The sequence below is a fragment of the Caballeronia sp. NCF2 genome, from assembly GCF_023631205.1.
Taxonomy (GTDB): Bacteria; Pseudomonadota; Gammaproteobacteria; order Burkholderiales; family Burkholderiaceae; genus Caballeronia; species Caballeronia zhejiangensis.
Map to the genome: position 1 here is coordinate 28,609 of NZ_JALQDN010000069.1, position 22,750 is coordinate 51,358.

The following is a 22,750-nucleotide window of genomic DNA, read 5'->3' on the forward strand; positions in this document are numbered from 1 at the left end:
ATGCGGATGCCTGCTACGCACAAAGCGATCCATTGTGCCAGCCGGAGCACCCGCGCCATGATCGCTTTTCTCGTCGCATTCGTTTGTCACGCGAGCGCGCGCGCCGACGCGCCGCTCAATTACTTCCTCCACGCCGACGGTCCCGCCGCCACGCCGACGATGCGTCTCGGCTGGGCGCTCGCGGCACTGGCCGTCGCCGTCGCGCTGATCGTGAGCGTATTGCTCGTCGGCGCGATCATCCGCAAGCGTCCGCCGCCCACGAAGCGCGATGCATCGCACGTGCAGGGCGAAGGCGGCGGCATGCGCTGGGTCTGGATCGGCACGGGCATCTCGTCGGTCGCGCTTTTCGTCGCGCTCGCCTATGTGCTCGTGACGCTCGAATCGGTCGCGTCGCCGAGAAAGGAGCCTGCGCTGACCATCGCGATCACGGCCTACGACTGGTGGTGGAAGATCGACTATGCGGGCGTGACCACGGCCAACGAGATTCACATACCGGTCGGCGAGCCTGTGAAAATCGAATTGCGCAGCGCCGATGTCATTCATGCGTTCTGGGTGCCGCGTCTCGCGGGCAAGACGCAGACGATACCGGGTGTCGTCAACGAGCAATGGATTCAGGCGGATCGCGCGGGCGTGTATCGCGGGCAATGCTCGCAGTTTTGCGGCGCGCAACACGCGCATATGGCCTTCGAAGTGATCGCGGAACCGCGTGCCCAATTCGATGCGTGGTACGCGGCGCAAGCGCGCCCGCATGCCGCCGACGCCACCGCGAGCGCCGGGCAGCGACTCTTTCTCGATCGCTGCGCGGGCTGTCACGCCGTGCGCGGCAGCGATGCGAACGGCACGCAAGCGCCCGATCTCACGCATCTGAATTCGCGCAGGCTCATCGCCGCCGGCACGTTGCCGAACACCGAATCGAATCAGCTCGACTGGATACGCCATGCACAGCGCATCAAACCGGATTCGCTGATGCCATCGATCGCGCTCACAGCGGCCGAAGCCGCCGCGCTCTCCGCTTATCTTCGGACACTGCAATGACCGAACACGCCACGTCCCCGCCGCCGCTGCAACGCACGCTCGCGATCGGCCGCATCGAACCCGGCAGCGCCGAAGAACGCAAGCTGCGCGAGACATGGGAAACGCCACCGGGATGGCGCGGCTGGCTTTCGACCGTCGATCACAAAAGCATCGGCTTGCGCTATCTCCTCACCGCGTTTGCGTTTCTGATCGCGGGCGGCATCGAGGCGCTCATCATGCGCGTGCAGCTTGCGCGCCCGGACTCGACGCTGCTCACGCCCGAGCAATACAACCAGCTCTTCACGATGCACGGCGTGACGATGATCTTCCTTTACGCGTTGCCCGTGCTCTCCGGCTTCTCCAACTATCTGTGGCCGCTGATACTCGGCGCGCGCGACATGGCGTTTCCGCGCCTGAATGCGCTGTCGTACTGGATCTTTCTTTTCGCCGGACTCTTTCTGTATGCGAGCTTTCCGTTCGGCGAAGCGCCCAACGCCGGCTGGTTCAACTATGCGCCGCTTGCCGGTCTCACTTACAACACCGGTCCCAACATCGATGTCTATGCGCTCGGCATGGTGCTGCTCGGCATCTCGACGACAGTCGGCTCGATGAACTTCGTGGTCACGTTCCTGCGCATGCGCGCGCCGGGCATGTCGCTCGATCGCGTGCCGGTGCTCGTGTGGGGCACGCTCACCGCATCGGGCGGCAACCTGCTTGCAGTGCCATCGGTGAGTCTCGCGTTCTTTCTGTTGTGGCTCGACCGGCGCATCGGCACGCATTTCTTCGACGTCGTCAACGGCGGCCGCGCGCTGCTCTGGCAGCATCTCTTCTGGATCTTCGCGCATCCGTGGGTGTATGCCGTGGTGCTGCCCGCGATGGGCATCGTCTCCGATGCGCTCCCGGTCTTCTGCCGCAGGCCGCTGGTCGGCTATCTGCCGGTCGCGCTGTCGACTGTCGCGACGATGGTCATAGGCTTCGTCGTATGGATCCATCACATGTTCGCGACGGGCATTCCCGCGCTCGCGCTGTCGTTCTTCGGCGCGGCGAGCATGGTGATCGCGATACCGAGCGCGGTCGCGACGTTCGCATGGATCGCGACGATATGGACGGGACGTCCCGTGTTTCGCGTGCCTTTTCTGTATTTCGCGGGCTTCGTGTTTCTCTTCGTGATCGGCGGATTGTCGGGCGTGCTCACCGCAGCGGTGCCTTTCGACTGGCAACTCACGGATACCTATTTCGTCGTCGCGCATCTGCATTACGTGCTACTCGGCATCAACGTGTTTCCCGTTATCGGCGGCATCTACTTCTGGTTCCCGAAATTCACCGGGCGCATGATGAGCGAGAGGATCGGGCGCATCGGCTTCTGGATTCTGTTCACGGGCTTCAATATCGCGTTCTTTCCGATGCATATCGCGGGCTTGCTCGGCATGCCGCGACGCATCTATACCTACGCGCCGGACATGGGCTGGAACACGGTCAACATGATTACGTCGATCGGCGCGTTCCTGTTCGCGTTCGGCGTGCTGATCTTCATGTGGGACTTCGTGTACAGCCTGCGGCGCGGTCCCGTTGCGGGCGATAACCCCTGGGATGCGCCCACGCTCGAATGGGCGACTTCATCGCCGCCGCCGCCGTATAACTTCGCGATCGCGCCGCGCATCGCGAGCCGTCATCCGCTATGGGAGGAACGCATTTCCGGCAAGATGCGTTCGCGGCTCGACGAAGGCTACATCCTCGACAAGGGACGCGAGGCGCTCGGCACCACCGCGCTCGACGGCGATCCCGACGTGATTCTCAAGATGCCGGAAGACTCGTATGCGCCTTTCTGGCTCGGCGTCGCGTCGCTGGTGTTCTTCTCGGGCCTCGCATTGACCGCATGGTGGCTCGCGGCGCTCGGGTTGATCGGATGCGGCGCGGCCATCGTCGTATGGTTGTGGCCGCGCCGCGAACTCGGCCAGCGCGACGATACGCCCGAGCCGCACGAAACCGGAGCGACACCATGAGCGATTTCGCGGAAGCGTTGCCCGAACGCGCGCGTCTGTCCATCGGCAGTCCGGGCGAACGGTCGGGCGGATGGTGGGGATGTCTCACGCTCGTCGCGACCGAAGCGGCGCTCTTCGGCTATCTGATCTTCTCGTATCTGTATCTCGCTTCGCAGACGACACAACACTGGCCGCCCGAAGGCATGCCGAAGCTCGGCCTCGGCATTGCGAACACCTGCATTCTGTTGTCGAGCAGCGTGTTCGTATGGGCAAGCGAGCGCTTCGTGCGGCGCGGAAAACGCGGCATGGGCGTGCTGATGCTCGCGATCGCGCTTGCGCTCGGGGCGATCTTCGTCGGCATACAACTCAAGGAATGGGCCGATCATGCCTACGGCCTGACGACGCATCTCTACGGCTCGCTCTACTTCACGATCACCGGCTTTCACATGATGCATGTGCTCGTCGGCCTCGTCGTGCTCGCGTTCCTGCTGCTATGGACCGCGCTCGGCTACTTCGACCGGGCGCGTTCGGCGGCGCTTACCATCGGCGGCTTGTATTGGCATTTCGTCGATGTCGTATGGCTCTTCATCTTCGCGACGCTGTATCTGTCGCCCTACGTGCTGGCGAAATGAAATGAACGATGCATCGCCCATCGACGAAAAGCGGCATCCCGTGCGTCCGGGCGGCATGGCGCTCGCGATCGGTCTCCTGCTCGCACCCGCCGCGTGGATGACGCAGACGACGCTCGCGCAGACCATCGCCGCGTGGGGCTGCTTCCCGCATGAGCGTCCGGTGAACGCGTCCGCGATGCCTTGGCTCGAGCACGGCATCGTGCTGCTGGCGCTCGTCGCGTTGCTGCTGGGCGTCGCGGGCGGCGTCGTCGCGTGGCGCAATTGGCGGCGTACGGGCGAGCTTGCATCGACGCTGAAAGAGCATGGAACGATCGACAGACATGCGGCCCGCGATGCGTTCATCGCGCGGGCGGGGGCGCTCGCGAGCGCGCTCTTCGTGTTCGCGCTGATCGCGACGGATCTCGCGTGGCTGCTCGTGTCGCCATGTGGAGGACGCTGATCGTGACGACGTTCCGACGCCGCGCGCTCTTCTGCGCTTTCACGCTGATCGCATCGATGCCACTCGCTCGCGGACAGACGCCCGATCTCGTCACGCGCGGCGCGTATCTCGCGAAGGCCGCCGATTGCGCCGGCTGTCACACCGCGCCGCCCGCGCCCGGCAAACCGCAGCCGCATCCGTTCGCGGGCGGCCTGCCGATGGGCTCGCCCTTCGGCACGATCTGGTCGAGCAACATCACGCCGGACCCGCAACATGGCATCGGGCGTTATAGCTACGAGGACTTCGCGCGCGCGTTGCGTGAAGGCGTCGCGCCGGGCGGCAAGCATCTTTATCCGGCGATGCCTTATCCATCGTTCTCGAAGATCAGCGACGGCGACATGCGCGCGCTCTATGCCTATTTCATGCACGGCGTGGAACCCGTCGCGCAAGCCGCGCCCGAAACGCATCTGCCGTTTCCGTTCAGCCAGCGCTGGGCGCTCGTCTTCTGGAATCTCGCCTTCAGGCCGACGGAACCGTTCACGCCCGATCCGAAGCGCGAAGCGCAATGGAATCGCGGCGCCTATCTCGTGCAATCGCTCGGGCACTGCGGCGCGTGCCATACGCCGCGCGGACCTGCCTATAACGAACGCGGCTATACCGAATCGTCGCGGACGTATCTCACGGGCGGCACCAACGATCACTGGTACGCGCCGAACCTGACCGGCGTATCGGGCGCGGGACTGGGCCGCATTGCACCCGACGACATCGCCGCGTTTCTCAAGACGGGGCACGGCGCGGGTCTCGCCACCTTCGGCAGCATGGTGCAGGTGGTCGAAGACAGCACGCAATATCTCGACGATCAGGATCTGCTCGCGATCGCGTCGTATCTGAAGAGCCTGCCGGCGAACGGAAACGGCGGCACCTACGATGCGCGCTCGCGCGCGGCGCAACAGAGCGTGGCCGCATTGCGCACCGGCGACGACGAGCGTCCCGGCGCGGGTCTCTATCAAAGCGCATGCGCGCGCTGTCACAAGAGCGACGGCGCGGGTGAAGCGTTCAAGTATCCGCGGCTTGCGGGCAATCCGGCCGTGCTGTCGGAGAAGCCCGATTCGCTCGTGCGGATGGTGCTGCAGGGCGGCAACGCGCCATCCACGGAACATGGGCCGCAGCCGAAGAAGATGCCCGCGTTCGCCGACAAGCTCACCGATACGGAAATCGCCCGCGTGCTGACCTTCGTTCGCTCGGCATGGGGCAACGATGCTTCGCCTGTCACGACGCGCGACGTGCGCAGCATGCGCGATGCGGTCTCGAAGCGCGCGCAACCTTGAATTGACGAAGCGAAAGTGACCGATTCACTGCGCCGCATCGGCGATTCGCGGCGCGTTGTACCATGGTTGACTGGACAAAATTTCCTACTACGCGAACGTCCGCCATGGCCAACACCAAAGCTTTAGAGGAACTCGCACGTCTTGACCTGCATATCGAGAATTGCGGGCGGCGCATCGTCGAGCAGACGGAACGCCTCGAATCGCTCCGACAGTGCGGATGGAACACCGACGACTCGGAAAGCCTGTTGCGCAATCTCATCACCAGCCTGCGCGCGCTCGATCAGCTTCGCAAGACCGTGGTCAAGGAAGTCGACGAAGCGGACCACTGATCGCCATTACCGCTCTTCGCGCGTCGTAAGGCGCGGATTCCGCACGCCGTGTTTCGATTCCTGGAACGCTCGATGCTGACACGACCGCATGACCGCGCATGCGGTCGTCTTTCTAACCAGCACCGGAGTCGTGAATGAAAACACTCGTCAATGAAAGAGCGCGCAGCGCCGCTCGTACAGGCGCCCTCAGGGAAAGCCGGGCCACGGTCGTTCTTGAAGCGGCAGCGTAAGGAGCACGACATGAGCAATACCACCGATAGCGGATACCCACGCCCGCCGATGCCGGCGCAACAGCAGGACAATCGCCCGGGACTCACCGGCCCGATGGACCCGCCGCCCGATCACGGCGAATCGAGCTACAAGGGCAGCAACCGGCTCGCCGGCAAAGTCGCGCTCATCACGGGCGCGGACAGCGGCATCGGCCGCGCGGTGGCGATCGCCTATGCGCGCGAAGGCGCGGACGTCGCCATCTCCTATCTCAACGAGCATGACGACGCCGAGGAAACGAAGCGCTGGGTCGAGAAAGCCGGACGCCGCGCGCTGCTTCTGCCCGGCGATATCACGGATCGCGAGCATTGCAAGCAGATCGTCGCGAAGACGGCCGAAACGTTCGGGCGCATCGACGTGCTCGTGAACAACGCGGCGTATCAGGCGACTTACGACAAGCTCGAAGACATCAGCGACGACGAATGGGACAAGACCTATTCGACGAATATCGGCGCGATGTTCCGCATCACGAAGGCCGCGCTCGCGCATATGAAAGAAGGCAGTTCGATCGTCAACACGACGTCCGTCAATGCCGATGCGCCGAATCCCGGACTGATCGCGTATGCGAGCACGAAGGGCGCGATCCAGAACTTCACGGGCGGGCTTGCGCAACTGCTGGCCGAGCGCGGCATACGCGCGAACTGCGTGGCGCCGGGGCCGATCTGGACGCCGCTGATTCCATCGACGATGCCGCCTTCGAGCGTCGAGAACTTCGGCAAGCAGGTGCCGATGAAGCGCCCCGGACAGCCTGCGGAACTCGCGGCGCCTTATGTGATGCTGGCATCGGACGAGGCGAGCTACATATCGGGCGCGACCATCGCGGTAACGGGCGGCAAGCCGATTATTTAGCGCGGCCGGGGCACAGCGAATGCTGTATTGAAAGCATGAAAGGCTTCGCGCAAACCCGCGCGAAGCCAACGACAAGAGCGGGCGATGAGCCCGAACAATCATGCAATCCGACATGTTGAAGCTGGCCCGTGAATCCGGAATGACCGTTCTGCTCGACGGCAGGATCGGACAGCAGGCGTACATGAGCGTCAGCGGATCGGCGGATGCGCTGCAAAAATTCGCTCACGACGTGCACGCTTCGCTATCCAGGGAGCCGCGACGCAAGGCACGCGCGGCACGCTCGCCCAGCCTCAATTCGCTCGTCATGGCGCGTATGCGCGAGTGCATCGCCGCACGCGCGTGTCGCGGCGTCGGCACGCTGCATCGCCGCCGACAGACCCCGCGCGGAGCACGTCCTACGTTAAGATCCCGCTCTTCCACTGCGCGATGCGAGCCACAATGAGCGAGCGATGCTGCATCATGGCCGTCAGCGTGTCTTCGAGCGTGCTGAGCAGCCTGACCGCATCCGTCGTGTCGTGTCCGCCGGAGCGCAGTTGCTCGATGATCTTGCGCTGACGCTCGATGCGTTCCTTGCCTTCGTTGATATCGCGATCAGCCTGGACAAGCGCCAGGCTCTCCGCTTCGAGATCCATTCGATCCTCCGTTTCCCGTCAGTTCGTCAGTTCGCGGATGAAGATGCTGTCTGCACCGCTTCGCGCAACAATTCGACGAGACGTTCCGCTTCGTCGATGCGCGCCTGCTCGATTTTTATCTGATCTTCATTGCCCGACCGCTCCGCCCAGCGCTGCCGCTCTTTCGCGAAGATGACGCGCTCGTGCACCGCGCGCATGGCCGACCAGATCGCCGTCTCCGAACGCGCTTCGATGCCCTCCTCCAGCGACAGCCCGGTGAACGCATGTCCGGTATGGCAGCGATAGCGCATCGGATGATCGTCCTTGATGCGCCACAGCGCGCCGCCGCAATCGGGACATGTCAGCGCCGACCGCTCGCCGACTTCGTCGAGCGAATCGATATCCGCCAGGCGGCTGGCTGCGAGGCGAGCCTCTTTCTCGAACACGTTCTTGTTCATCTGCGCTCCCTCGGAAGCTTCGTCGGACGACATCCCGTGCACCGCCGCCTGAATGCACCGCGAGAGTTCGCGCTCGACACACAGCATGTCGGCGCCGCACGATTCGAGTGCGGCACGCGGCATGCTCGGCGCTTCGCAATCGTCCGGATTCTGCACGATGGCGAAACCGCGTTGGGCGCGGATGTTGGCGAGACCGGCGGCGCCATCGTCGAGATCGCCGCTCATCACGACGCCGACGACACGCGCCCCGTATTCCATCGCGGCACTGCGAAACAGCGGATCGGCGGCGGGCCGCGAGAAGTTTTCCTTCGCACCCTCGCTGAGCCACACGCGCCCTTTCGACAACACGAGATGCCGGTCCGGCGGCGCTACGCGGATGGTTCCATGTTCGACCTTTTCGCCATGCGTTGCATAACGCGCGATCAACCGTCCCCAACTCGTGAGCAGGTCCGGCAGCATGCTGGCGTGACGGCCGATATGCAGCACGACGAACACCGCAGCCGGAAGATCGGCGGGAAGCGCGCTAACGAGCGCCCTGAGTCCCTGAAAACCGCCTCTCGATGCACCGATCACCACGATGTCCCGTTCAGCCATAGCGCCTCCTGTCTGATCTGGGAAGCAATCGGCGGACCGGCGCCGGTGCTTCAGCCGCCGCGCTCCTTCTCGCGCCCCGGCTCGAGCAATACATCGAGTGTATGAAGCAGCTCCGAAAAATCAACCGGCTTGGTCAGATGCGCGTCGAAGCCCGCCTGACGCGCCGCGCGTTTATCCTCGTCGCGGCCGAACCCCGTCAGTGCGATCGCCTTCACATCCGCGAGCGTCGTGTCTGCGCGCACGCGCCTGATGAACGTGTAGCCGTCGATGCCGGGCAACTGGATATCCGATATCACCGCATCCACGGAACCCTTACCGAGCAGTTCGAGACCCTGCTCGGCGCTCGATGCGATCTGCACCGACGCCTGCTCGAGCTCGAGCAGCGCGGCGAACGATGCGGTCGCTTCGACGTCGTTGTCGACGAGCAAAAGGCGCGCGCCGCTGACGGGCCTCGCGCGGTCCTCGCTGCGCGGCGGCACGGCCTGTTGCGTCGCGGCGGCGGGCAGCCAGACCGAGACCGTCGTGCCGCGGCCGAGGCCATCGGAACGCGCCTCGATGCGCCCGCCGTGCATGTCGACGAGCTGCTTCGCGAGTGCAAGGCCGATGCCGAGCCCGGACGATGTCGGATTGCGCCCGCCTTGCCGGTACATGTCGAAGATATGCGGCAGCGCGGACGCCTCGATGCCCTGCCCGGTATCCACGACATCGATACGCACCATGCCGCCGTCGCGCGCGATCCGCAGATCGACGGAACCGCCGCGATCCGTGAACTTCAGCGCATTGGAAACGAGGTTCCAGAGAATCTGCTCGCAACGCACAGAATCGGCGAATGCGTAGATCGGCTCCGCGCGATTGCTCGCGAGCAGCGCGATTCCACGTTGCACGGCTTCCGTTTCGGCGACATCCGCGATGCGCGCGAGTACGCCCGCGACATCCACCGGCGCGATGCTCAGCGCGAACTTGCCGGTGCGAACGCGCGAAAGATCCAGCAGATCGTCGATGATCTGCGCCTGCCCGCGCACCGCGCGGCGGATCGAATCGGCGGTTTCCTGCACCACTTCGATACCGCGCGTTTCCGGCAGGCGCGGCAGGATTTCCGCCTTCATGCCGATGAGATTCAGCGGATGCTTGAGTTCGTGCGACAGCATCGCGATGAAGTCGTCCTTCAACTGGTTCGACAGCGACGCCTTCTCGCGCTCGGCGTGCTCGTGCGCGAGCGCTTCGCGGTTGGCGTCCTCGCGCATCTTGCGCTCGGTCAGATCGCGCGCGATCTTCGCGTAACCCGTGAACGACGGATCCGAGATCGGCGTCACCACGCCGCTGCAATACACGCGGCGTTCGTCGCGCGTGATGTGCCAGCGTTCGTCGTCGGCGCGTCCGTCGCGTTCCGCGAGTTCGCGCTCGTTCGCCGGCACGTTCGCCGCGCGGTCTTCGGGCGAGTAGATGAGCGAGATGTTCCTCCCGACGACTTCCTTCTCCGAGAAGCCGAAGATGCGCTCCGCGCCCGCGTTCCAGGTGACGATCGTGCCGCTCGGATCCTGCACGATGATCGCGTAGTCGGCGGTCGATTGCGCGACGAGCCGCAGACGCTCCTCGCCGATGCGCGCCGTCTCTTCGGCCACATGCCGCGCCGTGACGTCGATGAGCGTGAGCACCGCGCCGTCGATGCGGTCATCGGCCGTGCGGTACGGCAAGAGGCGCATCAGATACCATTTGCCGTCGTGGCTCTCGACTTCGCGCTCGATGAGCTTGAGCGTATCGAAAGCCTGCTTCACGTCGTCCGCGAGCGAGGAATAGCGCAGCGAATGCGTGATGTCGAAGAGCGAGCGGCCGATATCGACGTCGATCAGCTTGAACACGCGCGTCGCGCTCGTCGTAAAGCGCTTGACGCGAATCTGCTTGTCGACGAACACCGTGGCGATTTCCGTCGCCGCGATGATGTTCTGCAGGTCGTCGTTCGCCTTCGCCGTGTCCTCGACGCGCGCCTGCAATTCGGCGTTGACCGTGGTCAGTTCCTCGTTCACCGATTGCAGTTCTTCCTTGCTGCTTTCGAGCTCTTCGGTCGCCGAGCGCAGCTCTTCGTTGATCGCTTGCAATTCCTCGTTCGACGCCTTCAGTTCCTCGACGGTCGTCTCATGCTGCTCGATCGTCGTCGCGAGTTGCTCGCGCGTGTGCTGCAGTTCGCGTTCCAGTTGCAACAAGAGCGGATCCTGGCCGCGTTGCTCGGGCAGTCCTTCGTCGGCCATGTGCTCTTGCACCTCGTCGAACAATACGAGGAAAAAGTCGGCGTTCACGCCGGTGTCATGAAATGGACGCACCGTCATGTTGACCCAGACGGCGCGGCCGTCCTGAGTCAGCTTGACGCGCCGCGCCTCGACGCTGCCGCCCGTCTGATGCGCGCGAAAGAGCGTCGTGCGCAGGTCGAGCCGCAACTCGGGCAGCACGAGCGCCATGACGTTCGAGGACAATTCGCCGCCGCCGTGCCGCAGGAATCGCCCGGCCGTCGTGGACAGATGCACGATGTTCGAATCGCGATCGACAACGACGCTAGGCGGCGCATATTCTTCCAGCACGCGCTGATGCAGCGCCGCGAAGGAGAAGCTGCGGCGCTCCGGCGTTTCGGGCCCGGCGGCCATGCTCACCGGCGCGGCGGTCGTCATCAGCTCTTCGCGCGGCCCGATGTTCGTGGGGCCGAGCGAAGGAAACGAGACCGGCGGCTTCACGCGGTTCAGCACGGTGCGCGCGCGATAGATGCGGCTCTTCTTGTCCACGATGGTGAAAAGATCGTCGGCGGTATCCGCGGATTCGGCCGTGCCGAGAAAGAGATAACCGCCCGCCCGCAGCGCGAAGTGAAAGAGCTCGAGCACTTGCCGCTGCACCGCGCGATCGAGATAGATCAGCACGTTGCGGCAGGAGATCAGATCGAGATGCGAAAACGGCGGATCGCGCAGCAGGCTGTGCGCGGCGAACAGAATGCGCTCGCGCACCGATTTGACGATCTGGTAGCGTCCGCCTTCGTGCTTGAAATAGCGGCGCAGAAGCTCAGACGGGATATCGGTCGCGATCGAGCCGAGATAGGAGCCGCTGCGCGCCTGCGCGATGGCGGGCTCGTCGATATCGGTGGCGAAGATCTGATAGGTCGCCTCGAAACCGGCGGTTTCGCGCGCCTGCGCGAGCATGATCGCGAGCGAATAGGCTTCCTCGCCGGTCGAGCAGCCGGGCACCCACACGCGTATCTGCGACTCGCCCTTGGTCGCGTCGAGCAACTGCGGCACGACATCGCGCCGCAGCGCGTCGAACGCCTCGCGATCGCGAAAGAACTGCGTCACGCCGATCAGCATGTCGGCGAGCAGCGACGTGGTCTCGTCCGGATTCGAGCGCAGATGATCGCGGTATGCGCCGATATCGCGCAGCCCGTTCACCTGCATGCGCCGCTCGATGCGCCGCAGGATGGTCGCGCGCTTGTAATGACGGAAATCGTGTCCGGTGCGAACGCGCAGCTGCATGAGGATATCGCCCAGCGCGCGCTCGGCGCTGCCCGCCGTGGGCGGCGTTTCCTTCTCGGCCGCTTCGTTGGCCTCGGCGATCGGCAGGTGGATTTTCTTGGCGTTGTTCCAGAGATCCAGCAGCTTCTCGGGCATCTCCGCCGCCGGCAGGATGAAATCGACCTGGCGCGTGGTGATCGCGTGTTGCGGCATTTCGGCGAAATGCGCGTCTTCCGGTTTCTGCGCGACGGTGATGCCGCCCATCTCCTTGATGCGCGAGAGTCCCGCCGCGCCATCGGAGCCCGAGCCGGACATCACAATGCCGATCGAACGCGTGCCGTGCGCCGACGCGAGCGTGGCGAAGAAGTGGTCGATGGTCGTGGGCGCGCCGTTGGCCGCGCGATCCACCGCACGAAGATGACCCTCCGACATTTCCAGATGCTTGTCGGGCGCGTTGATATAGATATGATTCTTCTCGATGGCCGTGGTCGCGGAGACCTGCTTGACCGGCATGTCCGTCACGCGTTGCAGGACTTCATCGGCGCGGCTCAGGCGATCCGCCGGCAAATGCACGATGACCACGAACGCCATGTCCATTTCGGCCGGCGCGTTATCGAAGAAATTGAGCAATGCTTCGATGCCGCCCGCGGACGCGCCCATGCCGACTACGGCGAAAGGCAAGGGTTCGAAGTTCTCGGATGCCGCCGCCTTTGATCGACTGCTGGTCATGTCTCCGAATCCTCCGGGTTCATCCCTTGTTTCCGATCACCGCGCATATTGTTTGAGTTCACTCGTGAGCCATGTCGTTGTAATGAAAACGCGGCGCGGGACGCGCGTCGCGCCTCTTGAGGCATCGATTGTAGTGTACGCAACGCGACCATTCGGCGCGCGGGTTTCAATTCGACGCGTTTGGCACGCGTCGTCAGACATGGAAGCATAAAACCGGCCGCTGCGTCAGGACACGCAGGGAGAGAAACGTCGCCCGGAGACGAACCGTGCGTCGCGCTACTTCGCGTCGTTGGCGGCGAGCGGCTCGGGTCCGTCCGGAGCCTCGATGACCGCGTGCACCGCCCGCTCTTGCGGCGGAGCGGCGTGCGCGTTGCGCAAGCGCATGATGGTCTGCCGCGACGTGTTGAGCGAGCGGGCGATCTCGGTCACGGTGAGGCCGGCGTCGAGACCGAGCATCGCCTGACGTTGCTGCGCTTCAGAAAGCGAACTCGGGCGGCCCTGCGCGACGCCACGCTCCTTGGCGGCGCTCGCCGCCTCGCGCGCGCGGCTGCGGCGCGTGACGCGTTCGAGCTCTTCCGCGAGCCGCAGCGTCTCGACGAACGCGAGACCTTCCTTCGAGCACAGATCGCTCTTGCCGTACGCGAGACAGATCGTGGCGATGCCGCGCCGCTCCAGCAGGCCGATCGTCGCGACGACGTCCTGCACGCTGTTGCCGAGACACCAGAGTCTCGTCGTGATCATCGTGTCGCCCGCCTGCAGCCGTCGCAACGCGCGCTGGAACGCGGGGCGCGCAGCCGCGGCGATCGTGCAGCTGCAGCGCTCGACGAAGACCGCGCTCATATCGACGAGAAAACCTGCGGAGTCTATCTCCAGCAAGTCGCGCTCGTGGGTCGGTACACCTCTGCTTTCCTCGAAAACGTATACGACGGTTGCCATCGGTTCGGCCTTTTTCCGGTGCAAAGATCGTGCGCGAGCCATAACGGACAGACGCACGGATGCCTGCAGTATGACAGTCCGAAACGCGCGTTCAAGGTACGAAACCCGTTATTTTCGGACTTTCGGACGCAGTCGAAGGAACGAGCGGGATCCCGCTCGACTTGTTTCGAAACGATGCGAACGATCGTTTCAGGCGGCGGCTGCCGAATGCCACAGACGGCGGTCCACCTCGTCCTTGCCCGCGACGAGCGCGAACGCACGGGCTTCCTCGACGGACGCGAAATGTCCAAGCACGCCCGTCGCGCGCTGGAGCCCTCCGGTGTCGGAGATGATCGTCATCGCGGCGTAGAGACCGCCGTCGAATGCGGCCATCGGCATGATGACGAAGCCGCGATAGGTGACCTGAGGCTGGTTCATGGCGTGCCCTCTCTCTTTATCTAATGACCGTCCCTTGCTCTTTCGGGCAGTGTGAATGCCCGTAGGCTGTGCGCAGATTGTCCATCAGAAGAATGAGCCGACGATCAGGGGAAACCATAATCAAATATCGTACGAAAGTAATCCCTTTAGGCGGCACGACCGTACGTTCACAACTCCGGGCGCGCCAGGTCGGCCTTCACGAGCTCGTCGCCCCGGTCGAGCGCGGCGGCGACCGCGGCCGCCTTCGACGGAAACGGACCGATGCTGTCGGCGCCGTCGAATGGAAACAGCAGCTTGCCGTCGGTCTTGCGCACGACCTTGAGCGTGCCGAAAAAACCGCTTGCGCTGCTGCCCCGGTACGAGGCGTAAATTTGAAAGTCGTCCTCGCTGGTTCCGGGCGTAGGCGTCATCGTGCGCGTCGGATACAGGACCAGCTTAGGGCGTCGGCCGCTCGATTGATTCACTGGAATCACCGCTTCTCATGTCGATGATTCATTGTGGGACACCGCACATGCGCTCATCGTGTACTTAACGCATCCCTTCGCGCCGCTGTTGCGAAGGGGGTCGACGGCATGTCCATTGCTGCATGCCAAGACCCGAAAACCGGGCGACTTGCGCATAAACCGCGCGAAGTCCCGATGCCCGAGACCGATAACAAGAACGATGAAGGAAGCGCAAATGCGGGCCACCATCCTCTCCCACGAAGTACCGTCGGAAGTATCGTCCGTGGAGGTGCATCGCTTCAGCTTCAGGATCGACGACGAGCCGTCGCGACCCGCGACCGAATTCATATCGCTGCGCACGGCGCGCGTGCTCGTGCAGCACTTCGAGGATGGCAACGCGTTCATCCGGATGCTGCGGGCGATCGTCGCCGCGCGTCGCGACGAATACGACGACCTGCTCGGACGCGTGTATACGGATCATCCCGGCTGAAAGGATCAGCGGCGCGCTTCGGTCGCCATTCTCAACGCGAGGCCGGCGAGCACGGTGCCCATCAGCCAGCGTTGGATCAGCAGCCATGCGGGCTTGCGCGCGAGAAAGAGCGCGATGGTTCCGGCGGTCATCGCGACGATCGAATTGACGGTGATGCTGAGGATGATCTGCACGACGCCGAGCACGAGCGACTGGCCGAGCACGCCGCCGTGCGAAGGATCGATGAACTGCGGCAACAGCGACAGATACAGCACCGCGATCTTCGGATTCAGCAGGTTGGTGACGAAGCCCATCGTGAAGAGCTTGCGCGGGCTGTCGATCGGCAGATCGCGCACCTGAAACGGCGAGCGTCCGCCGGGCTTCACGGCCTGCCACGCGAGATAGAGCAGATAGAGCGCGCCGCCGAAGCGCAACCCGTCATAGGCGAACGGGATTGCGATGAGGAGCGCGGTGATGCCGAACGCCGCGAATAGCATGTAGACCACGAAGCCGAGCGCGACGCCGCCGAGCGAGATGAGTCCTGCGCTGCGGCCCTGACAGATCGAGCGCGAGATCAGATAGACCATGTTCGGCCCTGGCGTGAGCGCCATGCCGAGCGCGACCAGGGCGAAAGCGAACAGTTGCGGCGCATGAGGCATCGACGGACTCCGGCGGAAATAATGTCGATGCATTCTGCCGCGCGGTTTTCCACGACGCCAGATACGGAACCGGCGTCGCCCGTCGATACACTTCGTGTTTAACGCATGCCGCCGCTTGCAATGAGACTTTCGCCGGTCATCCAGCGCGCGTCGTCGGATGCGAGGAACACCGCGATCGATGCGATATCGTCCGGCTGACCGAGACGTCCGAGCGGCGTTTGCGCGAGCGCGGCCTTGTCGAAGTCGGAATCGATGATGCCCGCGCTATGCGTGCCTTCGGTCACGACGACACCCGGATTGATCGAGTTCACGCGAATCTTGCGCGCGCCCAGCTCGCGTGCGAGCACGCCCGTGATCGCATCGACGGCGCCTTTGGTGCCGCTGTAGACCGCGCTCGTCGGCGGCGTGATACGCGTCACGACCGAACTCACGTTGATGATGCTCGCGCCTTCGCCGAGGTGTTTCGCGGCGGCTTGCGTCGTCAGCAGCGTGCCGAGGACGTTGATATTGAACTGTCTATGAAAGTGCTCTTCGGTGATCTCTTCGAGCGCGGCGAATTCATAGACGCCCGAGTTGTTCACGAGGATATCGAGGCGTCCGTAGGTCTCGATCGCCGCATTCACGATGCCCTGCGCATCGGCCGCTTTCGACACGTCGCCGCCGACGGCGATCGCCTTGCCGTTCGATGCCGTGATCTCCGCGACGACTGCATCCGCGCCCGCCTTGCTGCTCGCATAATTGACGACGACCGACGCGCCTTCTGCCGCGAGCGCCTTTGCAATCCCGGCTCCGATACCTTTCGATGCGCCCGTGACGACCGCGACCTTGCCTGCGAGTTTGCTCATGATGGAATCCTTGAAGAGGTTATTTAATGCCCGGATGCGCCGTTGCGTTTTGCAAGAGCGGCGCGACAGGATGAAATGTAGCCATCTCCGCCAAGGCGATAAAGCAGCGTAGAGTGAAAAGACTTGAGGCCTCACGCGAATAATCGATCGGAGACGGCGCATGAATACGACTATGCCTCGCACGGACGTTCAGTTCGCCGGTCAGATTCCCGAGCTTTACGAGCGGCTTCTCGTGCCGATGCTCTTTGCGCCCTACGCCGCAGATCTTGCAGCGCGCGCGGCGGCGCTCGCTCCATCGCGCGTGCTGGAAACGGCAGCGGGCACCGGCGCCGTCACGCGCGCGATGGCGCTTGCATTGCCCGCTCATGTCGATATCGTCGCGACCGATTTGAATCAGGCGATGCTCGATCGCGCCGCGACGACGCCCATCGGACGCACCGTGACATGGCGGCAGGCGAACGCGTTGCAGTTGCCTTTCGACGATGCAAGCTTCGATATCGTCGTCTGTCAGTTCGGCGCGATGTTCTTTCCCGACAAGCCCGCGGCTTTCGCAGAAGCGCGTCGCGTGCTGCGGCCGGGCGGCGCGCTGCTCTTTAACATATGGGATCGCATCGAAGAGAACGCGTTTGCCAATACGATCACCGATGCACTCGGCCATCTCTTTCCCGATGATCCGCCGCTTTTCATGAAGCGCACGCCGCACGGCTACTTCGATCGCGGAGCGATTTCACGCGATCTCGCATCGGCGGGCTTCGACGCGATGCCGCGTTTCGAAACCGTCACGCGACGCAGCCGCGCATCGTCGGCGCAAGAGGTCGCGCTCGCCTATTGCCAGGGCACACCGTTGCGCAACGAGATCGAATCGCGTGCGGGCGCGAGTCTGGACGAAGCGACATCGATATGCGCGCAAGCCATCGCCGCGCGCTTCGGCTCCGACTATCCGGACGGGAAGATTCAGGCGCACGTCATCGAAATCCGGCGCTAACCGAGCACGCGTCCGAGCCATGCAATCAACGCATCCGGCGAGCAACGCGCGCTTCTATAACCGATATGTCCGTCCGGCCGCACGACCCACGCCATGCCGTTCTTCGCGCCGACGGCATCGGCGAATTCGCGCGCTTCGTCGCTCAACGTCCGATACGCTTCACACGCAGGCACGAACGACGCCGCCTTCGCAACGTCCGGCGACACGATCAGCACCGCGCTCGCCGCCGTGCCGAGTGCGGCGCGCCATGCTTCGACCGTTGCAGCGAACGCGGCGACGCGTGCGCCATCGGCATCGTCATCGATATAGCCGATGAGCGTGTGACGTCCGCGTCCGAGATGATCGTGCAAGCGCTGCGCATGACCGATGAACGCCTCCACGAGACCGCCGGCTTGCGGTGCACGATCCCCGGGCGCGGGCAATGCGGGCGTCATGTCGATGGTTTCGTCTGCAACTATCGAGCTGCTGCCGCGATAACTCACCAGCAATTGCGTCTCGCGCATCGCGGGCTTGATCTCGCCGTGCGCGAGAACCGTGTTCAGCGCGCGGCTCGTCGATTCGACGACATCGAGCCCGACTGGCCGCCGCTCCGCTTCGTAACTGTCGAGCAGCGTCTGACTCGCGAGACCGCACGACGCGAGCGTGAGTTTCCACGCGAGATTGTGGACGTCCTGCAAGCCCGTGTTCATGCCCTGCCCGCCGACGGGCGGATGAATATGCGCCGCATCGCCTGCGAGAAACACGCGGCCGCGCGAATACTGCTGCGCGATCCGGTGACTCACGCGATACACCGACGACCAGCGCATCGACGAAAGCCGCGTGCCCTTCGGCAGGACCGGCAGCATGATGCGCTCGATCTCGTCGAAAGCGGGCGTGGCGTTCGGCGCGTGTCTGGCGGCATCGTCGGGAAGCAGGACCATCGACAGACGATAGCGACGCACCGAACCGCGCACCGGCAACGCGGCGAGCGTCGTCGATGCGGCCCTGTCCTCACCCGACACATTGAAGCGATACATCCTTCCGCGCGGCAGATTCCAGTCGACATCGACATCGGCGAGCATGAAGGTCTGCGGATACTGATCTCCTTCGAACGCGACGTTCAGATGACGACGCACCGTGCTGCGCGCGCCGTCGCAGCCGACGAGCCAGCGGCATCGAACCGTGCGGCTCTCGCCACATGCGTCCTGTACGCATGCGTCGATGGCATCGGCCGATTCGGTTAAATCGATGAGCGTCGCCCCGTATTCGACGTGCCCGCCGTTGCGCGCGAGCGCCGCTTCGAGAATGCGTTCCGTCTCGAACTGCGCGAGCGAGAGCGCGCCGTACGGCAGCCCGGCGCGCGGCACTTCGGCGCTGAACGCGGGCGCGCCGTCCTGATACGTGTCGGCGCCGGTCAGCCACACGCCCGCATCGATCGCGTCGCGCGCGATGCCGATATCCTCGAAAATCTCAAGCGTGCGCGCCGTGACGCCCAGCGCCTTCACGAAAAACGCGCGCTCGTCGTGTGCATCGATGATGCGCACGTTCACGCCATCGCGGCGCAGTTCGGCAGCCAGCATGAGGCCGACGGGCCCCGCACCGGCGATCAGCACATCGGTCGAATCGAACATGATGCGTGTTTCTCCTGAGGAAACCGGCGAATGTCATCGACTGCCGTCAGGGAGAATAACCGCTGGATGCGCGCTCGTGGCGATGTGCATCAACCGGCGAGCGGCCCGAGACGCATACCGATCGCGCAGCCCGCCGCGATCACGAGAAGCACGGTCGCGGCGATCGTCGCGTAGAGGAAATCGCGTTGCCGCGCGAACACGGCGAGCATCAGCACGACGCGCAGCACCGGCAGCAAGATGAAGAGCGCGACGCCCGCCGTCAGAAGTTTCGTGCCGGCGAAGAGACCCGCGCCGATCAGCGCGCACGCGGCCCACGTGCCGCACTGTAGAAAACCGGCGAGCAGGCGATCGAGCGTTTTCGGCGTGAGGTCTTTCATCGCAGCAGATCGATACCGATGCCTTGCATGAACATCTGACAGGCGACGAGCAGCAGCATCGACAGAAACAGCAGGCGCAGGCGCTCGCCGCGCACTTTCATCAGCACGCGCGCGCCCGCGATCGCGCCGATCACCGAGCCGAGCGCGACCGGTCCCGCGATCGCGCTCACGATCTCCCCGCGCAGAAAATACGCGCTCGCGCTCGCGGCGGCCGTGACGCCGATCATGAAGTTCGACGTCGCCGTCGATACCTTGATCGGCAGACGCAATGCGTTGTCCATCGCCGGAATCTTCAGGATGCCGCTGCCGATGCCGAGCAGCGCGGAAACGAGTCCTGCCGCGTACATCAACGTGAGGCCGACGGGCACGCGGCGCACTTCGTAAGGGATGTCGCGACGCGAGGTTCTGTCGGGGTAGCTGGAATGAAGGCCGAGCGCGGCGGCGAGTCCGTTCGATGGAATCGGCCTCGACGTGCCCGCCGGATCTTCGCGGCGGATGAACATCTGCCACGCCGACACCAGCAGCACGCCCGCGAAGAGGAAATCGAGCGCGGCCACCGGTACGACGCCCGCGACGAACACGCCCGTCAGCGCGCCGAGCGTCGTGCCGGTTTCGAGTACGACGGCGAGCCGCACGTTCGTCAGACCGCCGCGCAGAAACGCGGCTGCGCCGCCGCAGGAACACGCGATCACCGACACGATGCTCGTGCCGATGGCGGCGTGCATGTCGATATGGAAGAACATCGTCAGGATGGGCACGATGAACAGGCCGCTCGCCATGCCCAGCATGCCGCCCGCCGCGCTCGCGCCCAGGCCCGTGCAAAAGAGCCAGAATGTGGCTTCGAAACTCATCGTCAAAGCATCGGTGAGGTATCGCCAAAGAATCAATATAACATGTTATAACGAGCGGCAAAAGCCGACGATGCATGGTCTCGCGCTATGATTGCCCATTGCACGACGACAACGACAGCCAACATGGCCCGACGAAGCAAACAGGAAGACATTCAGGCGGAGACTCTCGACACGACGGATGAGGACGCGTCATCTGGCGGCGGTTCCAGCTATCTCGTGCCGGGCCTCGAACGCGGCTTGCGCATCCTCGCCGAATTCTCGGCGCGCGAGCCGGTGCTGGCCGCGCCGGAGCTCTCGCGGCGCATCGGCATTCCGCGCACGACGACGTTCCGTCTGCTGCAAACGCTCGAAGCGCTGGGCTTTCTCGAACGCGTGAACGGCGATCGTAGTTTCCGGCTCGGCGTCGCCGTGCTGCGGCTTGGGTTTGAGTACGTCAACTCGCTGGAGCTGACCGATTTCGGCACGCCGATTCTCGAACGTCTGCGCGATGCGACCGGGCTTTCGACACATCTGCTGATCCGCGATCAGCGCGATGTCGTGTTCGTCGCGAAAGCGCAGAGTCATGAGCCGCTGTTCAGCTCGGTGAAGGTGCATGTCGGTACGCGTCTTCCTGCTCATGCGACCGTGCATGGTCATGTGCTGATGGGCGATTTGTCGATGGCCGCGCTGAAGGCGCTTTATCCCGAGGCTCAACTGGAGAAGTATACGGAGCGGACGCCCGCGACTATCGAGGAGCTTTACGAACGCGTGGAAGAATGTGCTTCGCTCGGGTATGGGCTCAGTGAAGCATCGTTCGAGCGGGGGATTTCGGTCGTTACTGCGCCCGTACGGGATCATTCCGGCGCGATCGTCGCGGCGGTGGCGGCGACCGTGCCGCGGTCGGATATCGGCGCCGATGATGAGAAAGCGCGGCTTGTCGCGAAGGTATGTGGCGCTGCGGTCGAGCTTTCCATGCGGCTGAATTATCGGCCTTCTGAGGGGGATCGTACTGTGGGGCGCGCTGCGAGTGCTTGAGGTTTTCTCTCGCCGGATCCCGTTTTCTTTTTGGTCTATTAGCACTGCCCCTGTGCGGGGCGGCGGTCACTTTCTTTGCTGCAAAGAAAGTAAGTTTTCTTGTCTACGAGTTTAATATTAGAAGAATTTCTCGACCGTCGAATACCGCGAGCGTGCACATTGGTAGACACTAGGAGTGTCGAGCAAAAACGCCGCATCGACGCTTTCGCGCATTCCGCCAAGTTCGGTCCTGACAAGCCGCACTTGTTACGTCGCGCATTTCATAAAGACTGTCTTCATGGTTGCGCATCGTGTCGACGGTTCTTTTAAGCGTGCGAAATAGCAGTCGCATGGCAGCGATACGTGGATCGAGTGTAGAACGCTCGGAATACGCTGAGGAAGGTTGTCGCCGTGAGGATGCGTGTGAGACTGCCGATTGTTTTTGATGTAGCACCGGTCAAGCTCCTCTTTTGGACAAACCCGGAGCCGCCCCCTTTCTCTCAGTTGGGGGCGGGCGGGAACAATGACAGGGTTGGAAGACCGGGACGCTACACCATTGCCAGCAACCCTCGCGGGTTCCCTGCCACGTCCCGCTCTTAGGCCCGACAAAGCATCGAGCGCCGTTGGTCAGATGGCGCACGTGGTCTAGCTGCGCTCCATGTCGAAAGAGCGCGACGAACGTCAGCCGGCATTGCGCGGGCTCACGGGTGCAGAGTGTCTTCAAAACCGCCGAGTCCTGGCTGGCGCTACCACGCGCCAGCGATGTAATTATGCGTCGCACCTGCGCGAAATCATTTTAAGAGAAATCCGACCTTGTATTGCTGCTTCTTGGCAGTGTCTTTGGCCTAAGGGTTTTTTTTTGCTTCCTCTCGAAATAATTCCCGCCTACGTTTCGCCGGTCGTGCGCTGAATCCGTATGCGCCCGATTAGATAGGAATGTTTATCAGGCCATGGCCTGGCAGCATCTCGATGCAGGGAATCTGAATGGAAGCACAAACAAAGCGATCCACCGCGCTCGCGCGCTGGATCACGGGCAGGCAGAACTACTATCTCAAGGTGCGAGGCGCACCGCCGAGCGATGGCCTCTCGATCATCTCCGTCAAGGCGATCGAACGGCTAGGCAGTCCGTATCACATCACGCTTGAACTGACCGCCAATGTGGAACTGGCGCGCGCCGACTATCTCGGGCACAACGCGACGTTCAGCATCGAGCCGTTACCCGGCGACGGCACGCCGCGCGAGTGGAACGGCAACATCACGCGCTTCACACGAACTCGCAAGACGCGCGACTTCTGCGCGTATCGCGTCGTCGTCGAATCGCCGCTTGCGCGTTTGCGCATCACCAAGCGATCGCGCATCTATCAGAACAAGACCGTGCCCGAGATCATCGAGGCGATCTTGCGCGATCACGATTGACGAGCTGCCGCGCGAGTATGGACGCGAGCGCAAGTCCGCGAATGCCCGCTATG

At 63.6% G+C, this 22,750-nt stretch carries 22 protein-coding genes; 11 read left to right on the plus strand and 11 right to left on the minus strand.

Annotation, left to right across the window (positions count from 1 at the left end; genetic code table 11):
• The first annotated feature begins 57 nt into the window (after positions 1-57).
• The 7 genes from coxB (at position 58) to NCS02_RS27440 (ending at position 6,819) form a co-directional block, all read left to right on the plus strand.
• Positions 58-1,035, plus strand: a complete 978-nt coding sequence (coxB, locus tag NCS02_RS27410; protein WP_250520158.1) for a cytochrome c oxidase subunit II — start codon at positions 58-60, stop codon at positions 1,033-1,035.
• A complete protein-coding gene (ctaD, locus tag NCS02_RS27415) occupies positions 1,032-3,017 on the plus strand; it encodes a cytochrome c oxidase subunit I (RefSeq protein WP_008345951.1) in 1,986 nt (661 codons plus the stop codon). The genes coxB and ctaD overlap by 4 nt, the downstream gene beginning before the upstream one ends.
• Positions 3,014-3,628, plus strand: coding sequence for a cytochrome c oxidase subunit 3 (locus tag NCS02_RS27420; RefSeq protein WP_250520159.1), 615 nt, complete (start codon positions 3,014-3,016; stop codon positions 3,626-3,628). Before ctaD ends, NCS02_RS27420 begins: the two co-directional genes overlap by 4 nt.
• A gap of 1 nt (position 3,629) precedes the next feature.
• Positions 3,630-4,067: a hypothetical protein gene (locus NCS02_RS27425; protein WP_250520160.1), complete on the plus strand. Its 438-nt coding sequence runs from the start codon at positions 3,630-3,632 to the stop codon at positions 4,065-4,067.
• The gene (locus NCS02_RS27430; protein ID WP_409014132.1) at positions 4,052-5,374 is read left to right on the plus strand and encodes a c-type cytochrome; all 1,323 of its coding nucleotides are present in this window, start codon (positions 4,052-4,054) and stop codon (positions 5,372-5,374) included. Before NCS02_RS27425 ends, NCS02_RS27430 begins: the two co-directional genes overlap by 16 nt.
• A 104-nt stretch (positions 5,375-5,478) precedes the next feature.
• Positions 5,479-5,703, plus strand: a complete 225-nt coding sequence (locus NCS02_RS27435; protein WP_008345955.1) for a hypothetical protein — start codon at positions 5,479-5,481, stop codon at positions 5,701-5,703.
• Positions 5,704-5,943: 240 nt separating this feature from the next.
• The gene (locus NCS02_RS27440; RefSeq protein WP_175981939.1) at positions 5,944-6,819 is read left to right on the plus strand and encodes a glucose 1-dehydrogenase; all 876 of its coding nucleotides are present in this window, start codon (positions 5,944-5,946) and stop codon (positions 6,817-6,819) included.
• Positions 6,820-7,214: 395 nt separating this feature from the next.
• Here the strand turns inward: NCS02_RS27440 and NCS02_RS27445 are convergent, their stop codons facing one another.
• The 6 genes from NCS02_RS27445 to NCS02_RS27470 all read right to left on the minus strand — a co-directional run bounded on the left by NCS02_RS27445 (position 7,215) and on the right by NCS02_RS27470 (position 14,459).
• Positions 7,215-7,451, minus strand: coding sequence for a hypothetical protein (locus NCS02_RS27445; RefSeq protein ID WP_008345957.1), 237 nt, complete (start codon positions 7,449-7,451; stop codon positions 7,215-7,217).
• A gap of 26 nt (positions 7,452-7,477) precedes the next feature.
• Entirely contained in the window at positions 7,478-8,482 is a 1,005-nt protein-coding gene (locus NCS02_RS27450; RefSeq protein WP_250520161.1) for a chemotaxis protein CheB, read from the minus strand.
• 50 nt (positions 8,483-8,532) lie between these two features.
• Complete coding sequence (locus tag NCS02_RS27455) at positions 8,533-12,696, minus strand: CheR family methyltransferase (RefSeq protein ID WP_250523374.1); 4,164 nt, start codon at positions 12,694-12,696, stop codon at positions 8,533-8,535.
• A 276-nt stretch (positions 12,697-12,972) separates the two neighbouring features.
• A complete protein-coding gene (locus NCS02_RS27460) occupies positions 12,973-13,632 on the minus strand; it encodes a recombinase family protein (RefSeq protein WP_051078960.1) in 660 nt (219 codons plus the stop codon).
• A 189-nt stretch (positions 13,633-13,821) separates the two neighbouring features.
• Positions 13,822-14,049, minus strand: coding sequence for a hypothetical protein (locus NCS02_RS27465; protein WP_034470053.1), 228 nt, complete (start codon positions 14,047-14,049; stop codon positions 13,822-13,824).
• Positions 14,050-14,216: 167 nt separating this feature from the next.
• Positions 14,217-14,459 (minus strand): DUF6723 family protein, encoded by a 243-nt coding sequence (locus NCS02_RS27470; RefSeq protein WP_033536913.1) that lies wholly within the window; start codon positions 14,457-14,459, stop codon positions 14,217-14,219.
• A gap of 268 nt (positions 14,460-14,727) precedes the next feature.
• On the opposite strand from NCS02_RS27470, the gene NCS02_RS27475 reads away from it, so the two are divergent.
• Positions 14,728-14,982 carry a hypothetical protein gene (locus NCS02_RS27475; RefSeq protein ID WP_250520164.1) on the plus strand — a complete coding sequence of 85 codons (255 nt, stop codon included), beginning with the start codon at positions 14,728-14,730 and terminating at the stop codon, positions 14,980-14,982.
• 5 nt (positions 14,983-14,987) lie between these two features.
• On the opposite strand, the gene NCS02_RS27480 is transcribed toward NCS02_RS27475, so the two are convergent.
• Both NCS02_RS27480 and NCS02_RS27485 read right to left on the minus strand, forming a co-directional pair.
• Positions 14,988-15,620 carry a LysE family translocator gene (locus NCS02_RS27480; protein WP_250520165.1) on the minus strand — a complete coding sequence of 211 codons (633 nt, stop codon included), beginning with the start codon at positions 15,618-15,620 and terminating at the stop codon, positions 14,988-14,990.
• 98 nt (positions 15,621-15,718) lie between these two features.
• Positions 15,719-16,465: a glucose 1-dehydrogenase gene (locus NCS02_RS27485; protein ID WP_008345970.1), complete on the minus strand. Its 747-nt coding sequence runs from the start codon at positions 16,463-16,465 to the stop codon at positions 15,719-15,721.
• 160 nt (positions 16,466-16,625) lie between these two features.
• On the opposite strand from NCS02_RS27485, the gene NCS02_RS27490 reads away from it, so the two are divergent.
• Positions 16,626-17,450, plus strand: coding sequence for a class I SAM-dependent methyltransferase (locus NCS02_RS27490; RefSeq protein ID WP_250520166.1), 825 nt, complete (start codon positions 16,626-16,628; stop codon positions 17,448-17,450).
• Here NCS02_RS27490 and NCS02_RS27495 read toward each other — a convergent pair.
• From NCS02_RS27495 to NCS02_RS27505, 3 genes are all read right to left on the minus strand, one after another.
• Positions 17,447-19,060: an FAD-dependent monooxygenase gene (locus tag NCS02_RS27495; protein ID WP_250520167.1), complete on the minus strand. Its 1,614-nt coding sequence runs from the start codon at positions 19,058-19,060 to the stop codon at positions 17,447-17,449. The two genes, NCS02_RS27490 and NCS02_RS27495, sit on opposite strands and share 4 nt — an antisense overlap.
• Positions 19,061-19,149: 89 nt before the next feature.
• Positions 19,150-19,437, minus strand: a complete 288-nt coding sequence (locus NCS02_RS27500; RefSeq protein WP_250520168.1) for a DUF1634 domain-containing protein — start codon at positions 19,435-19,437, stop codon at positions 19,150-19,152.
• Positions 19,434-20,288, minus strand: a complete 855-nt coding sequence (locus NCS02_RS27505; RefSeq protein ID WP_250437487.1) for a sulfite exporter TauE/SafE family protein — start codon at positions 20,286-20,288, stop codon at positions 19,434-19,436. Before NCS02_RS27505 ends, NCS02_RS27500 begins: the two co-directional genes overlap by 4 nt.
• Positions 20,289-20,411: 123 nt before the next feature.
• Here NCS02_RS27505 and NCS02_RS27510 point away from each other — a divergent pair, with 123 nt between their 5' ends.
• Complete coding sequence (locus NCS02_RS27510) at positions 20,412-21,302, plus strand: IclR family transcriptional regulator (protein WP_008345979.1); 891 nt, start codon at positions 20,412-20,414, stop codon at positions 21,300-21,302.
• A gap of 963 nt (positions 21,303-22,265) precedes the next feature.
• Positions 22,266-22,697 (plus strand): contractile injection system protein, VgrG/Pvc8 family, encoded by a 432-nt coding sequence (locus tag NCS02_RS27515; RefSeq protein ID WP_250520169.1) that lies wholly within the window; start codon positions 22,266-22,268, stop codon positions 22,695-22,697.
• Positions 22,698-22,750 lie beyond the last annotated feature (53 nt).